At 38.7% G+C, this 14,732-nt stretch carries 16 protein-coding genes; 9 read left to right on the top strand and 7 right to left on the bottom strand.

The features are described from left to right. Nucleotides 1-25 precede the first annotated feature (25 nt). From LB467_RS04040 to LB467_RS04010, 7 genes are all read left to right on the top strand, one after another. Entirely contained in the window at nt 26-1,531 is a 1,506-nt protein-coding gene (locus LB467_RS04040) for an OmpP1/FadL family transporter (protein WP_224472744.1), read from the top strand. A 173-nt stretch (nt 1,532-1,704) separates the two neighbouring features. Continuing rightward, nucleotides 1,705-2,481, top strand: coding sequence for a hypothetical protein (locus tag LB467_RS04035; RefSeq protein ID WP_224472743.1), 777 nt, complete (start codon nt 1,705-1,707; stop codon nt 2,479-2,481). A gap of 216 nt (nt 2,482-2,697) precedes the next feature. Then, nucleotides 2,698-2,874: a hypothetical protein gene (locus LB467_RS04030; protein WP_224472742.1), complete on the top strand. Its 177-nt coding sequence runs from the start codon at nt 2,698-2,700 to the stop codon at nt 2,872-2,874. 224 nt (nt 2,875-3,098) lie between these two features. Next, the gene (locus LB467_RS04025; protein WP_224472741.1) at nt 3,099-3,671 is read left to right on the top strand and encodes a cob(I)yrinic acid a,c-diamide adenosyltransferase; all 573 of its coding nucleotides are present in this window, start codon (nt 3,099-3,101) and stop codon (nt 3,669-3,671) included. A 148-nt stretch (nt 3,672-3,819) separates the two neighbouring features. Then, nucleotides 3,820-4,041, top strand: a complete 222-nt coding sequence (locus LB467_RS04020; protein WP_008272287.1) for a DUF2795 domain-containing protein — start codon at nt 3,820-3,822, stop codon at nt 4,039-4,041. Nucleotides 4,042-4,129: 88 nt separating this feature from the next. After that, a complete protein-coding gene (gene secA / locus LB467_RS04015) occupies nt 4,130-7,492 on the top strand; it encodes a preprotein translocase subunit SecA (protein ID WP_224472740.1) in 3,363 nt (1,120 codons plus the stop codon). A gap of 111 nt (nt 7,493-7,603) precedes the next feature. Then, nucleotides 7,604-8,080 (top strand): DUF4199 domain-containing protein, encoded by a 477-nt coding sequence (locus LB467_RS04010; protein ID WP_224472739.1) that lies wholly within the window; start codon nt 7,604-7,606, stop codon nt 8,078-8,080. Here LB467_RS04010 and LB467_RS04005 read toward each other — a convergent pair whose 3' ends face one another. Genes LB467_RS04005 through LB467_RS03990 form a run of 4 tightly spaced genes read right to left on the bottom strand, consistent with a single transcriptional unit; the run spans nt 8,081 to nt 11,363 of the window. Next, entirely contained in the window at nt 8,081-8,782 is a 702-nt protein-coding gene (locus LB467_RS04005; protein ID WP_224472738.1) for a peptidoglycan DD-metalloendopeptidase family protein, read from the bottom strand. A 56-nt stretch (nt 8,783-8,838) separates the two neighbouring features. After that, complete coding sequence (locus LB467_RS04000; RefSeq protein ID WP_224472737.1) at nt 8,839-10,236, bottom strand: DUF4097 domain-containing protein; 1,398 nt, start codon at nt 10,234-10,236, stop codon at nt 8,839-8,841. After that, on the bottom strand, nt 10,217-10,834 hold the full coding sequence (locus tag LB467_RS03995; protein WP_224472736.1) for a hypothetical protein: 618 nt from the start codon (nt 10,832-10,834) through the stop codon (nt 10,217-10,219). The genes LB467_RS04000 and LB467_RS03995 overlap by 20 nt, the downstream gene beginning before the upstream one ends. Continuing rightward, nucleotides 10,818-11,363 carry an RNA polymerase sigma factor gene (locus tag LB467_RS03990; RefSeq protein WP_224472735.1) on the bottom strand — a complete coding sequence of 182 codons (546 nt, stop codon included), beginning with the start codon at nt 11,361-11,363 and terminating at the stop codon, nt 10,818-10,820. The genes LB467_RS03995 and LB467_RS03990 overlap by 17 nt, the downstream gene beginning before the upstream one ends. Nucleotides 11,364-11,608: 245 nt before the next feature. On the opposite strand from LB467_RS03990, the gene LB467_RS03985 reads away from it, so the two are divergent. Continuing rightward, a complete protein-coding gene (locus tag LB467_RS03985) occupies nt 11,609-12,172 on the top strand; it encodes a DUF2911 domain-containing protein (protein WP_224472734.1) in 564 nt (187 codons plus the stop codon). A 146-nt stretch (nt 12,173-12,318) separates the two neighbouring features. Here the strand turns inward: LB467_RS03985 and LB467_RS03980 are convergent, their stop codons facing one another. Continuing rightward, nucleotides 12,319-12,750: an organic hydroperoxide resistance protein gene (locus LB467_RS03980; protein ID WP_224472733.1), complete on the bottom strand. Its 432-nt coding sequence runs from the start codon at nt 12,748-12,750 to the stop codon at nt 12,319-12,321. 96 nt (nt 12,751-12,846) lie between these two features. Between LB467_RS03980 and meaB the strand changes: the two genes are divergently transcribed. Continuing rightward, the gene (meaB, locus tag LB467_RS03975) at nt 12,847-13,935 is read left to right on the top strand and encodes a methylmalonyl Co-A mutase-associated GTPase MeaB (protein ID WP_224472732.1); all 1,089 of its coding nucleotides are present in this window, start codon (nt 12,847-12,849) and stop codon (nt 13,933-13,935) included. Here meaB and LB467_RS03970 read toward each other — a convergent pair. Then, nucleotides 13,932-14,501, bottom strand: a complete 570-nt coding sequence (locus LB467_RS03970) for a phosphatase PAP2 family protein (protein WP_224472731.1) — start codon at nt 14,499-14,501, stop codon at nt 13,932-13,934. The two genes, meaB and LB467_RS03970, sit on opposite strands and share 4 nt — an antisense overlap. Further along, nucleotides 14,501-14,731, bottom strand: coding sequence for a hypothetical protein (locus LB467_RS03965; protein ID WP_224472730.1), 231 nt, complete (start codon nt 14,729-14,731; stop codon nt 14,501-14,503). The genes LB467_RS03970 and LB467_RS03965 overlap by 1 nt, the downstream gene beginning before the upstream one ends. Nucleotide 14,732: the final 1 nt, after the last annotated feature.

Here is a 14,732-nt window from a genome sequence, read left to right as displayed (position 1 = left end):
CTCAAATAGGGATTAAAAAAACCTTATGAAAAAGATATTTTTATTATTGGGCGTTTTTTTTATTGTAGGCAGCGTCCAGTCTCAAAACATTACCGATGCTTATCGTTATAGTTCTGAAGAGTTAAATGGTACAGCCAGGTTTAGAGCTATGAGTGGTGCTTTTGGCGCCTTGGGTGGCGATTTATCGGCTATCACCGTTAATCCAGCCAGTTCCGCTGTGTTCTTAAACTCTTTTGGAACAATAACTCTGGATCATCAGTCTTCAAACAAACAAGTAAATTATTTTGGGACAACTACCTCAAACGAAAATTCAGACATCAATTTTAACCAGGCCGGTGGAGTACTTGTTTTTGAGACAAGAAGCGATAGTCCCTGGAGAAAATTCACTCTAGGTGTAAATTATGGCAAAACCAATAATTTTGATGATGCTTTTGTAGCAACGGGTACCAGCCAAACTTCTATAGACCGGTACTTTTTAAATTATGCCAATGGCGTGCCTTTGGATTTAATTCAAACCCGTGAAAATGAAACCATTTCAGAACTTTATTCGTTCTTAGGTGAAAATGAAGGCTATGGGGCACAACAGGCCTTTTTAGGGTATCAGGGATACATTATAGATCAGGATAATGATTCTCCCGATAACACTTCTTATAGTTCATTTATAGGCCCCGGCAACTTTAACCAGGAATACCGTTCAGTAGCTACAGGTTTAAACGGGAAATTTTCATTCAATTTCGGTACGCAGTACGAAGATTTCCTTTACCTCGGTGCTAACTTAAATACGCACTTCCTTAATTACGACCGGGTTACACGGTTTAGAGAGAATAACAATAATCCAGGGAGCGCTACTAATCAGGTTAGATTTAATAATAACTTAAGTACCAACGGAGACGGTTTTTCTTTTCAATTAGGAGCAATTGCAAAAGTAAGCGACAGGTTTAGAGTTGGAGCTTCCTATCACTCCCCTACCTGGTTTAATATCGTTGAAGAAGCCTCACAATATCTTGAAACCAACAATAACGCAAATGATCGTGTTGTAGTGAACCCCAATGTATTAAACTTATATCCTGATTACACTTTAAAAACACCAGGGAAAATAACCGGAAGTTTAGCAGTACTCTTCGGCACTAAAGGCCTTATCAGTTTCGATTATTCCTATAAAGATTATTCGGCTACTGAATTCAGACCTGCCAGTGATTCCGAATTTGAATTTCAGAATAATCTAATTTCCAATGAACTTCAGGCAGCTTCTACTTTTAGGCTGGGTGGTGAGTACAGAATTAACAATTGGAGCTTAAGAGGTGGGTACCGTTTTGAACAAAGCCCTTATGCCAATGAATCTACAGTTGGAGACCTAACCGGTTATTCAGGAGGCATTGGTTATGATTTTGGGAGCATGAAACTAGATTTGGCATACACCAACGCCAGTTACCAGGAAAATGCAAGACTTTACGAAACCGGATTAACCAATACGGCTAACATAGATAGAGACCTCTCTAATGTAATTTTATCGCTGAGCTTCGGTTTATAACAAGAGTAAATTTTTTAAAGTACAAAACGCCCTGCCGGGCGTTTTTTATGGTCTTTATACTGGAAAATAACGAATAAAATAAATGTACCTGACTATTTTTTAGTAACTTATAGAGCCTATTTATTTAGCCTCACCTACCATAGCTGCATTACTAACACTTAAATATACAGCTTATGAAATCAATTTTCTACTGGATGATACTAATTCCATTTTTAGTATTCTCCCAAAACGAACAAAGCAATAGTGAGGAATACCTTATTGTTGGAACTACTATTTTTTCTGCTAAAAGCGATAAAATGAAGGAGTTTTCTGAAGGAATGAAAAACCACAATGAGCAATTTCATGCGGAAGGGCCAATGGGGGTCAGGGTTTTCAATATTATGAACGGTCAGAACGCAAATAGTTTTATGGCAGTTATGGGGCCAATGCGCTGGAGCGCGTTAGATGAATCCAGAGACAACACAGCTCACGATGAAGACTGGTCTGCCAATGTGGTTCCTTATATTGCCGAAGAAAATGAAACGACCTTTTGGAAATTTCATAACCAACTTTCACATTTCCCGACAGATTTTGAGATGAGCAAATTAAAAGTGACTGTTTGGGATATAGAAAGAGGTAAATATGAAAATATGACTTCCGGTCTGGAAAAAGTAAGCAAAGTTCTTAAAGAGAAATCACCCGAAACACCTTTTGGAATTTACACTAACGAATTTACCTCCACTCAATCAGGTCAGGATTTAACTGTAGTCTATTTCTTTGATAACTATTCCTGGTTGGGAAAAGACCAGAAACTCAAAGAAAAATATGATGAAGTTCACGGAGCGGGAAATTTCGATAGTTTTGTAAAAGATTGGATAACAATAACTAAAGGCGGCTCACAAGAGTTATGGGTTTATAATCCTAATCTTAGCGGTCTGGGACCACAAGTGACCACCTCTACGCAAGATTAAACTTTCTTAATACTATTTAAAAAACTGACCATAACAGATATATAAGCCTGTTTTAAAGAGATTTCAAAGCAGGCTTATAATTTTCCCCAAAAATATTTTCGTCCTTGTTTCTCCAGCTTTTCATTAATCTACTTAATCAGGCACTTTCTGTTAAAACCTATTTTTATTCCGGAAAAATTCAGAATTTCTTATCTTGTAAAAAATTAGCAACCAATCATGTTTGATTTTGACCAGGAAACCTGGATTTACATCGCACTCATTGCGGTTTTTCTTATTTATTTCATCTGGAATTCGCGCCGAGCTAAAAAGAATCGGAAAGCACGTAAGAATAGAAACTTCAGAAAGCGATATATGGAGCGCCGAAATGATGAAAAATCAGAAACCAGAACCTGATTCAATATATAACAAAACCATTGGCTTAAATCTTCATTTTGTACCTTTGAAAAGTAGACTACCTCGGGGCAAGCTCCGGAGGCATTATTGGAAAAAACATCTTGATTTCAGGGCCCGCCTGCGAAACGGGCAGCCAAGCCTCGGAGCAATTAAATCTCGATTATCGAGAGAACTGTCTTGCGACAAGTCTACAAAGTATTAAGTAGAAAAAACAAAACATTTATATGAAGATTTACACCAAAACCGGAGACAAAGGTACTACCGCACTTTTTGGAGGCACCAGAGTCCCCAAACATCATATTCGCATAGAAAGTTACGGTACTGTAGACGAACTCAATTCCCACATTGGATTAATTCGAGACCAGGATACCGGAGATCATACCAAGCAGATTTTAAGCAGAATTCAGGATAGACTATTTACCATTGGTTCCACCCTGGCTACAGATCCCGAAAAACAAAAATTAAAGAGTGGAAAAGATCGGCTTCAAATCCCTAAGATTTCAGCAGAAGATATTGAATTGCTGGAAAAAGAAATGGATACAATGAATGAGGAACTCCCCGAGATGACTCATTTTATTCTTCCGGGGGGGCATCAAAGCGTGTCATTCTGTCACATAGCACGTTGTGTTTGCCGCCGTGCAGAGCGACTTGCCACTGCTTTGTATGAAATTGAAGCTTTTGATGAATCCGTTTTACAGTACCTCAATAGACTTTCTGACTACCTATTTGTGCTGGCACGGATGTTGTCTAAAAGATTACAGGCCGAAGAGGTAAAATGGGTTCCCGAAAAATCCTAATCCCTCCATACGGCATTAGCAAGAATTATTCAGTAAAATCTATAATTTTAGCGTATGTTCTTAACGTTATTGATTAAATAATAGATTTTTTTCTTGGCTATTACCACAAAAAATTTATTTTTGCAAAAATAATAAACCTGATCAACCCATGTATTGGACTTTAGAATTAGCATCTTATTTAAGTGATGCACCCTGGCCAGCAACTAAAGACGAGTTAATTGACTACGCGATTAGAACAGGTGCTCCGCTAGAAGTAGTAGAAAACCTACAGGCAATTGAAGATGAAGGAGACTCTTATGATTCTATTGAGGAAATTTGGCCCGATTATCCAACTGACGAAGATTATCTTTGGAATGAGGATGAATATTAAATAATAACACGCAAAAATTAGAAAAAAGTCTCCAAAGTGAGGCTTTTTTTTTGCGTACATTTAAACCCCGTATTAAACAAAAACCATTATGGATTTTTTAAATTCTGTATTAAAAGTATTTGTTGGCGATAAATCCAAAAAAGACGTCAAGGAAATACAACCCATAGTCGAAAAGATCAAGGCGCTGGAAGGTGAGTTTGAAGCCCTGTCTATAGACGAACTTAGAGCAAAAACAGCAAGCTTTAAGGCGAAGATCGCTGAATCATTAAATGATATAAACAAGCAAATTGAAGAACTGGAAGCTGAAGCTGATGCCAGTGACGATATTACCCGAAATGAGGATATTTATGCTGAAATTGATGCCTTAAAAGCTAAATCTTACGAAATATCTGAAGGAGTATTAAACGATATTCTTCCGGAAGCTTTTGCAACTGTAAAAGAAACCGCGAAGCGCTTTTTCCATAATAAACAACTTAAAGTTACCGCATCAGAATTTGATCGTGAAATTTCAGCAGAAAAAGATTATGTAAATCTTGAAGGTGATCACGCAATCTGGAACAACTCCTGGGATGCTGCCGGAAAACCGGTAACCTGGGATATGATTCATTACGATGTTCAGTTAATTGGTGGTGTAGCAATGCACCAGGGAAAAATTGCCGAGATGCAAACCGGTGAAGGTAAAACCCTTGTGGCTACCCTACCTATGTATCTTAACGCACTTACCGGAAAAGGGGTTCACCTGGTGACGGTAAACGATTACCTGGCAAAAAGGGATAGCGCCTGGATGGCTCCTATTTTTGAATTCCACGGCTTAAGCGTAGATTGTGTAGATTACCACAGACCAAATTCTGCATCCAGGAGAAAAGCCTATAATGCAGATATCACTTACGGAACCAATAATGAATTCGGTTTCGATTATTTACGTGATAATATGTCTCACGCCCCAAACGATTTGGTACAGCGTCCGCATAACTTCGCCATCGTAGATGAGGTAGATTCTGTCTTAATTGATGATGCGCGTACGCCACTTATTATTTCCGGGCCTATCCCAAAAGGAGATGTGCACGAATTTAACGAGTTAAAACCTGCGATAGCAAACATTGTAGAGCTTCAACGTAAGCACCTTACCAAAGTATTCGCTGAGGCTAAAAAGCTTATTAAAGAAGGAAACACTAAAGACGGTGCTTTCCTGTTGCTAAGGGTTTACCGCGGTCTTCCAAAGAATAAAGCTTTAATTAAATTCCTTAGTGAAGAAGGTATAAAACAATTACTGCAGAAGACCGAAAATCACTATATGCAGGATAATAACCGCGAAATGCCAAAAGTAGACGCGGATCTTTATTTCACTATTGAAGAAAAAAGTAATCAGATAGACCTTACCGATAAAGGTATTGAATTCCTTTCTGCCGATGGAGATAGTGATTTCTTCGTAATGCCAGAAATGGGGATGGAAATTGCCAAGATCGAAAAAGAAGGACTTTCCAAGGAAGAAGAAGCTGAGAAAAAAGAAGAGCTATTTAGAGATTACAGCGTAAAAAGTGAACGTATTCACACCTTGCGCCAGTTGTTAAAAGCCTATACCCTATTCGAAAAAGATGACGAATATGTGGTAATAGATAACAAAGTTAAGATCGTAGACGAGCAAACCGGCCGTATTATGGACGGGCGGCGTTATAGCGACGGTTTACACCAGGCAATTGAAGCCAAGGAAAATGTAAAAATTGAAGACGCAACTCAAACTTTTGCTACCGTAACCCTTCAGAATTACTTTAGAATGTACGGTAAGTTATCTGGTATGACAGGTACTGCGGTAACTGAAGCAGGAGAATTCTGGGAGATCTATAAACTTGATGTGGTAGAAATTCCTACCAACCGCCCAATTGCGAGAAACGATAAAGACGATTTGGTTTACAAAACCAAACGGGAAAAATACAACGCGGTTATAGATCACGTTACCGATCTTTCTAATGCCGGAAGGCCTGTGCTTATTGGTACAACTTCCGTAGAGATTTCAGAATTGCTTTCTAGAATGCTGAAATTGAGAAATGTTCCGCATAACGTACTTAACGCGAAACTGCATAAGAGGGAGGCCGATATTGTGGCTGAAGCAGGTAAATCGGGTATTGTGACCATTGCCACCAACATGGCAGGTCGTGGTACCGATATTAAATTAAGCAAAGAAGTTAAAGGATCCGGTGGTTTAGCCATTGTAGGTACAGAGCGTCACGACTCACGTCGTGTAGACCGCCAGTTAAGAGGTCGTGCCGGCCGTCAGGGAGATCCGGGAAGTTCCCAGTTCTATGTGTCGCTTGAAGACAACCTGATGCGTTTATTCGGCTCTGAAAGGATAGCGAAGTTAATGGATAAGATGGGGCTGGAAGAAGGTGAAGTAATTCAGCATTCCATGATCTCAAAATCTATTGAACGAGCGCAGAAAAAAGTAGAGGAAAATAACTTCGGAATTAGAAAACGTTTGCTGGAATATGATGATGTAATGAACGCCCAGCGGGAAGTTATCTACAAACGTCGTTATCACGCATTATTTGGCGACAGGCTTAAGGTTGATATCGCGAATATGATCTTTGATACTTCTGAAGCTATTACCGAAAACAATAAAGTTGCCCAGGATTATAAGAATTTTGAATTTGAACTGATTAGGTATTTTTCTATGAGTGCCCCGGTTTCAGAAGAAGATTTTGAGAAAATGGGCGTGCAAAAAATCTCTGGAATTGTTTACAAAGAAGCCTACGAGCATTACCAGGAAAAGATGAAGCACAGTGCTTCCAGGGCATTCCCGGTAATCAAACAGGTTTATGAAGATGAAAGCAACAATTTCGAAAGAATTTCAGTACCATTTTCAGATGGGCAAAAAACGCTTCAGGTAGTTACCAATCTTGAAAAAGCCTACGAAACTGAAGGCGTTCAGTTGGTTAAAGATTTTGAGAAAAATATAAGTCTTGCCATAATTGACGATGCCTGGAAAACCCACCTTCGCAAGATGGATGAGTTAAAACAAAGCGTTCAGTTAGCAGTTCACGAGCAAAAAGATCCTTTACTGATCTATAAATTTGAAGCTTTTGAATTGTTTAAAGCTATGCTTGATCATGTAAATCGTGATGTGATTTCTTTCCTTTTCAAAGGTGAAATTCCGGAAGGCAATGTTTCTAATATTCGGGAAGCGAGACAACGCAAGAAAGAAAAAGTAGAAACCCAGAAGGACGAAATTCCTAATATAGACGAAAGGGCTGCTCAAAGTCGGGCTGCCGGGAACACCCAACAACAGCAACGTCGCCCCCAGGTGACTGAAACCATTACCCGGGACCAACCGAAAATTGGCCGTAATGACAAAGTAACCATTAAAAATGTAATGAGCGGTGAAAACAAGACTTTGAAATACAAACAAGCTATTCCGCTTATTGAAAAAGGCGATTGGGTTGTGGTAAATCAATAACCTAAAATCAATTTCTATAAAAGGGCTGTCTAAAATTCCGAAATACAGGAGTTTTTAGGCAGCCCTTTCTTTTTTATTTTGAGTAAATTAGCTTTTCTAACCAATCAAAAAATGAAAAACTACCAGATAGAAATAAAGTGGGGAGTTATCTTCTTCGCTGCCTCTTTACTTTGGATGTATTTTGAAAAACTCATGGGCTGGCACGATGTGCTAATTGCCAAACATCCAATCTACACAAATTTTTTCGGCTTAATCGCTATCGCAATCTATCTATTTGCTATCCACGATAAAAGAAAGAATTTTTTCCGCGGAAAAATGAGCTGGAAACAGGGTTTTGTCTCGGGGGTTATTTTAAGCATAGTCATTGCCCTGCTCTCCCCAATTGGACAACTAATTACACACTTTCTTATTTCTCCTGATTTCTTTGAAAATGCTGTTGAAAGCAGCGTAGCCAGAAATGCAATGAAACTTGAAGACGCAAAAGCCTATTTTAATCTAAGCTCCTACATTGTCCAGTCCATTGCCGGCGCATTAATGTTCGGCGTAGTAACTTCAGCCATAGCCGCACTTATTTTAAAGAAAGAATAATCAGGAATTTCTTAATTTCAGTAAATAATTGGGATCAGGGCAGTTTTGCAAATAAAAATCCAGGTCCCTTCTAGAGGTCACCCCAGGAAAATCGCCAATTTTCTCGACTAAATCTTCTATGACTTGGAAATGTAAGTGCGGTGCGTAATCTCCGTTTTCTTCAGGAGTTCCCAGTTCAGCGATTTTTTCGCCTTTCTTCACAGAAGTTCCGGGGTTGAGATCATTTAAAGATGCCTTACTTAAATGTCCGTAAAGCGAATAGAATTTCTTTTCTTCAAACTGATGCTCCAAAATTATAGTGGGGCCATAATCGCCAAAATTGGAATTATCATTAAAGCTATGAATCTTTCCATCTAAAACCGCTAAAACATCAGTATTCGCATCAGCCCAAAAATCCAGTCCTAAATGAATGTTTCTGTTGCTGTCCTCATCTTCTGAAGTAGTAAAAAGTTCACTCCTTTTATAGAGCTTTCGTACTTCAGAATAACCACCAAAAGCAACCTTTTTTCCAAAGGCATTTAAATATTCAGCTATATAATTGGAAAAAGCCCGGGAAGAAGAAATATCTACTTTCCCGAGCTCTACATTATTTTCAGATAAATCTATTACAATATAATCTTCTGCTTTTAAATTCACGTCTAAAACCTGGGTAAAACCCGGGGTTAGCTGTGAGAGAAATTCAGAAAAATTTGTGGTTCCCATAAGCGATCTTTTAAACGATTTGCCGTCTAAGAATCGCCAAAATTACGCCTTGAAATCTAATTTAACAAGACTTCACTAAAATTAGCTTTAATACTTATGTTCCCACCTGAATCTTTAGCTTTATGGTAGCCGCTTAGCTTTTTATTATCGTAAGATTCGCTACTCGTCAATTTTAAAGCATTGGGATGCTTTATATCGCTCTGCGTACCACTATAAATAAAGTTAAATGCTGAAGAAGGCAGGCCTAATTTCAAATCGCTGTTTTCTAAACTGATGTCCAGGTTTTTAAAATTGGGGCCAAGCTTAGCTATATTCAACTCCCCAAAATTCCCCGATAAAATCCCTGTATCCTCCAACTCATCTATGTTTAGATTACTGGAATTAGAACTAAGCTTGATGCTTTTTACCTTATTAATTTTAAATTTTTTTACATATTTGGCATCCATAACTCCATACGACCAATAATTGATATTCACAGGCGTATAAGCAGCTTCTACATCTGTATTTTTTCCATTTATTCTGTCGGCGGTTAGTTTACTGTGAGAAAGATCGGCTCGGAGGTTATTGGTAGTTCCTGATAGTTTTACTTCCCCGTGGCGCACATCCAGTTTAAGTTTAGCATTTTTGGGCATTTTTACTTTTATCGTCTTTTTAGCCTTAGCATTATTTAAACCAATCACTTTACTTTTTCCATTCTCTGAATCTCCAAAACGGGCTTCCATTTGTGCACCAAAGGATTCGCCCCAGGCCTCCATATCTTTCCCGAAACTTTCTGCCCATTTCTCCATAGATTTCTCTAACTCTTCTTCGTTTATGCTCATTTTCATTTCAAAGTTCTTCTCCCATTTTTCAGCATTCTTCTCAAACTGTGAAGCCCACTTCTCCATATCTTTTTCAAAATCATCTCCAAAATTGGCTTCTATCTCCTTTTCAAATTTTTCGAGGTATTTATCCCCGTCTTTTTTATAGGCTTCATAATCAAACTTGATTTTTCCCATTTTCTCACTGAATTCCGGTGGAAGCGGTGCCCCCATACTTTCGCCCATACTTTGCATTAAGGGCGTTATCAAATTGTTCATCAATGGCTCCAGCATCTGCGGAAGGCTGGCAAGAGGCTTTTCGAGTCCGCTTAGATCTAAATCGCCGTTCCATTGCATTCCGCCTCCCGAAGAAATACTAACTTCTGAAGCATTTCCTGAAGTGTTCAATTTCCAACTGGCGAGTAGTTTATCGGTTTCTTCTTTCTTAAGCTCATCGGTTTCTAAAATGGCTTCTATTTGCACCTCGTTCCTATCCCAATAATCAACGATGATATTGGTGTGACTGGCATCGATCTTCACTTCTACATCGCCGGAAGTTTTATAAGTTTTATCCAGCTTTTTGCTTTGTGCGCTTAATGTTACCGGAAGGCAAAGCAGCAGCGCAAATATTAAATTATACCTCATAGTTTTCATATTCTTTATCGTTTGAATGTTTGATTTCTTTTAATTTATTCTTCAGCTTATACAACAAATCTAATCTCAGCTGAAGGTTAGCGATCATCGCTTCCAGAGTTTGCTCGTTAGGTCCCGCTTCTTTAATTTCTGTATTTAAACGTTGATATTCCTTATCCAGTTCTGACATCTGATTCATAAAAGAATCGATAAGCGCTTTATTTTCTGGAGTAATATTGATTTTGGAAAGTTCAATATTAAGACTCGCCATATAATAATCTTCAATTTTCTTGAATTCAGGAGAAACTTCACTTAGCTGAAAATTATCTTCAGTAGGTTTTAGCTTATTTTCTTTTCCTTTTGAAGTTTCAGTTGGAGTATCGGCAACTGAAGGTTCATTATTAAAATCCTCCCCACCTGAATTCAGAAAAAAGAATCCTACCCCCAGCGCCACAATTAAAATCGCTGCGATCTTCAGAAAAAAGAAAGAATTGCCTTCCTTTTCCTTTGGAAAATCTTTTCCCAGTCGATCTTCAAATCGCTTCTGGTGCCCTTTGGGTAAAGTATGTGGTTTGGGCTCCTTCTCATTCCTGAACATTTCTCTAATATCCTGTGCCATTTTTTATAGTCTTTAATTCTTCCTGCAATTTTTTCTTACCTCTGTGTACCAGGGTCCGCGAGGCTACCGGACTTATATTTAAAATCTCTGATATTTCTTCGTGATCATAACCTTCCATTAAGAACAGCATCAGGGGGTATTTATATTTCTCCGGAAGTTTTTCCATACTTTTCTTTATTTCTTCCATTCCAATTCCGTCTTCTACCTGCCAGTTATCGTCCTCTTCGGCAGTGCTCAACACCTGTTCGTTTATAGCGACCAATTCCAGCTTTTTCGCTTTTAATTTGTCTATGCATTTATTGATCACAATGCGCTTAAGCCAGGCGCCAAAAGTTACTTCTCCTGTAAACTGCTGCAGTTTGGCAAAGGCCTTTATAAAAGCTTCCTGCATTGCGTCTTCGGCCTCATACGGGTCTTTTAAAAAGCGTAAGGCCACATAATGCATCCCCTGACAATATTGATTGTAGAGCTTCAGCTGGGCCCTGCGATCGTGGTTTTTACAGGCTTCTATTAATTGATGCTGTATCATTCTTATTGGTTGGTTTCACCCACTAAATGGGATTTAATATACTGGAATTAAGCAGTAAAATATTTTATTTAATTATCAAAAAATTCGGCTTATACCAGCTTGGTTTCACTATAAAGACGAAACTATTTTTTCAATGTTGCAAGCTTCTGGTGAATTTTAGCTGAAAATTACGTTTTTTTCCCTTTTAGAGGCTAAAAATGAAGTTTGCACGCTTTTTGAACTATACTTTACAAATTAAATTGATAATGAAAAAACCGGTAAAAACGTTTTTAAAAATTGGGGGCATACTTATCGTGCTGGCTGCGGTAGTAATTTTTATTACCCGATACAGCACCAAAGCCCACAGCCCTGAAGACACGGTCACTTATACCCAGGAAGATCTTAAACTGGAGGTTTTTTATAACAGGCCGTATAAAAAAGAGCGGGTAATCTTCGGAAAACTGGTTCCTTATAATGAAGTTTGGCGAACCGGTGCCAATGAGGCTACTACTTTTGAATCCAACAAAGATCTTATGGTTGACGGCTCGCTTCTAAAAGCCGGGAAATATACTTTATGGACTATCCCAATGGAAAATTCCTGGAAAGTGATTTTTAATGACCAAATGTATCCCTGGGGAATTGACCTCGATGAAAAAGCCTATCGTAACCCTGAATTTGACGCGCTTGTACTTGAAGTTTCTACCAAAGATTTAAAACAGACACTGGAACAATTCACCATAGGTTTTGAAGCAGAAAATGAATTCATTAACTTAAATCTCGCCTGGGATGCAACGCTGGTTAGCGTTCCTATAAAACCTGAAAAAGCATAAAAAAACCTCACAGGTTTTTAAAACCTGTGAGGTTTATAATTTACGTCACTCTGAACTTGATTCAGAGTCTAATTTATTAGTAATTCTCAAAGTCTTAGATGCTGAAACAAGTCAGCATGACGAAAATAGAATTTCAAATAATTGCATTAATCCTCGTCTACTAAAAGGTTCAGTGTTACATCAATATTATCTCTGGTTGCTCTTGAATAAGGGCATACCTCGTGAGCTTCGTTTACAATTTTCTCTCCGGTTTCTACGTCTACTCCAGGTAAATAGCAGTCCAGAATAACGGCAAGTTGTAAATTTTCGTCTTTGGTTTGGCCTAATTCTACTACTGCGCTTACGCTAAGGTCTTCACCCAATTCTATATCGTGTTTTTTAGCTACAACCTGTAACGCACTTCCAAAACAAGCGGAATAACCGGCTCCAAATAATTGCTCAGGATTGGTGAAATTTCCACCTTCTCCCCCCATAGACTTAGGCATACTAAGCTTTAGATCAAGTATCCCGTCGTCACTTTTGGCGTGGCCTTTTCTTGCTCCTTTGGTAGTTACAGTTGTTTTATACAAATTTTTCATCGTTATTTTAAGTTATATTAATTAGGCTTGAATATACCAAGCAAAAACAAGGCTTACAAAGATCGAATTCATAAATTTGTCATAAATAAGTGTAGTTTGAGCAAGAAAGAACAACAATCGGCATTAAGTGAATCTGGTAGTAAGCCGGCTTCCGGTAATGTAAATCCAAATTCTGCTCAAAAGATAAGGGCTTCCCGAAAAAGTAAGTTTGCAGAAGAAGACCTGCTTCAGCAATTACTAGATAGCAATAAAACCGCCCTGGGCCGCGCAATCACCTTAGTGGAAAGCAATCAATTCTCCCACCGGCAAAAAGCCCAACAGCTTTTGGAAGGCGCCCTCCCCCATTCCCAGAAATCTATAAGGATTGGAATTACCGGCGTGCCCGGGGTTGGTAAAAGTACTTTTATAGAAAGTTTTGGATCGTATTTAATTCAGCAAGGAAAAAAAGTAGCCGTGCTGGCAGTAGATCCCAGTAGTAGCGTCTCCCATGGGAGTATTTTAGGTGATAAAACAAGGATGGAAAACCTGGTAAAAGAAGAAAACGCTTTTATACGGCCATCGGCTTCCGGTTCTTCCCTTGGCGGCGTAGCCAAAAAAACCCGTGAAAGTATTATTCTCTGCGAAGCTGCAGGATTTGATGTGGTGCTTATTGAGACCGTAGGCGTTGGTCAAAGCGAAACCACCGTGCACAGTATGACCGATTTCTTTTTACTCCTGAAGCTAGCCGGAGCCGGGGACGAATTGCAGGGTATAAAACGCGGAATTATAGAAATGGCCGACGCCATAGTGATTAATAAGGCAGATGGCGACAATATCAAAGCAGCACGTGAAGCAAAACTGGAGTTTAACCGCGCGCTTCAGCTTTATCCTTCAAAGGAGAGCGGCTGGAAACCAAAAGTTGCCCTTAGCAGTGCCCTTAAGCAAACAGGAATAGATAGTGTTTGGGAACTTATTTCTGAATTTCAAAATACGGTAAATGAAAACGGATATTTTCAGAAAAACAGGAAAGAGCAGAACAAATTCTGGCTTTTACAAACTATAAACGAACATCTTAAAAATCGATTTTATAGAAATCCTGTAATGAAAAACGAACTTGAAATTCAGCTGAAAGCTATAGAAAATAATAAGATTACCGCCTTTGCCGCTGCAGATGTTTTAATTGAAAAGTTTGAAAATCTGGATTAATCTTTTTTAAAGATTTTTTGCTGAGCCCACTGGTGAAGCAAATAAAAGATTAGGCCTAATAGCCCACCAATAAGCATACCTACAAGTATATCTCCCGGATAATGAACACCCAGATAAACCCGGCTATAAGCCACCAGAAATGCCCAGGCAATTAGCCAGAATATCATTTTCGGAAATACTTTTCTGAACAATAATCCCAGAAATATAGCTACCCCCATGGAATTAGAAGCGTGTGCCGAAAAGAACCCGTAAGATCCGCAACGAACAGCGACAAAACGGGCATATTCCATTATCCCTTCCTGCCGGCAGGGCCTTAAACGTTCAAAAGCATCTTTAAAGACATTCCCCAGTTGGTCTGTCGCGGTGATTAATAGTGTAATAAAAACAACGGTTACCAGGCTGGATTTCCATCCAAATTTCTTGAAAATAAGAAATAATAGTAATGCGTACAGAGGTATTGCCGTCCATTTATCGGTGATAAGCAACCATAACCAATCCCAGGATTCGTTTCCAAGATTGTTAAGCCAAAGAAATAATTTGTGATCTAATTCTATTAATCTGTCCATTAATCGTCTTCGTATCGCGCTATTTCCCTATCGTAAAATTCTGAAGCTTCTTTAATAAGGCCTTCCGTCTCATTTTCGAGCTCCTCCTCATCGTGCTGGTCAAATTCTTCCAGCCATTCTACTTCATCGTTTTCAAGGTTGATTATAAAACGTGGAAATTCGGTATGTACTACGAAAATTGCAGTAGGATAATCGGTGTTGTCACCGAGAAGAAATTTAGGGAAATCCATA

Source organism: Salegentibacter tibetensis (assembly GCF_020164485.1).
In the GTDB taxonomy this organism is placed as follows: Bacteria; Bacteroidota; Bacteroidia; order Flavobacteriales; family Flavobacteriaceae; genus Salegentibacter; species Salegentibacter tibetensis.
Note: the sequence above shows the minus strand (reverse complement) of the source record. Positions and strands in the feature narration are given on the sequence as shown.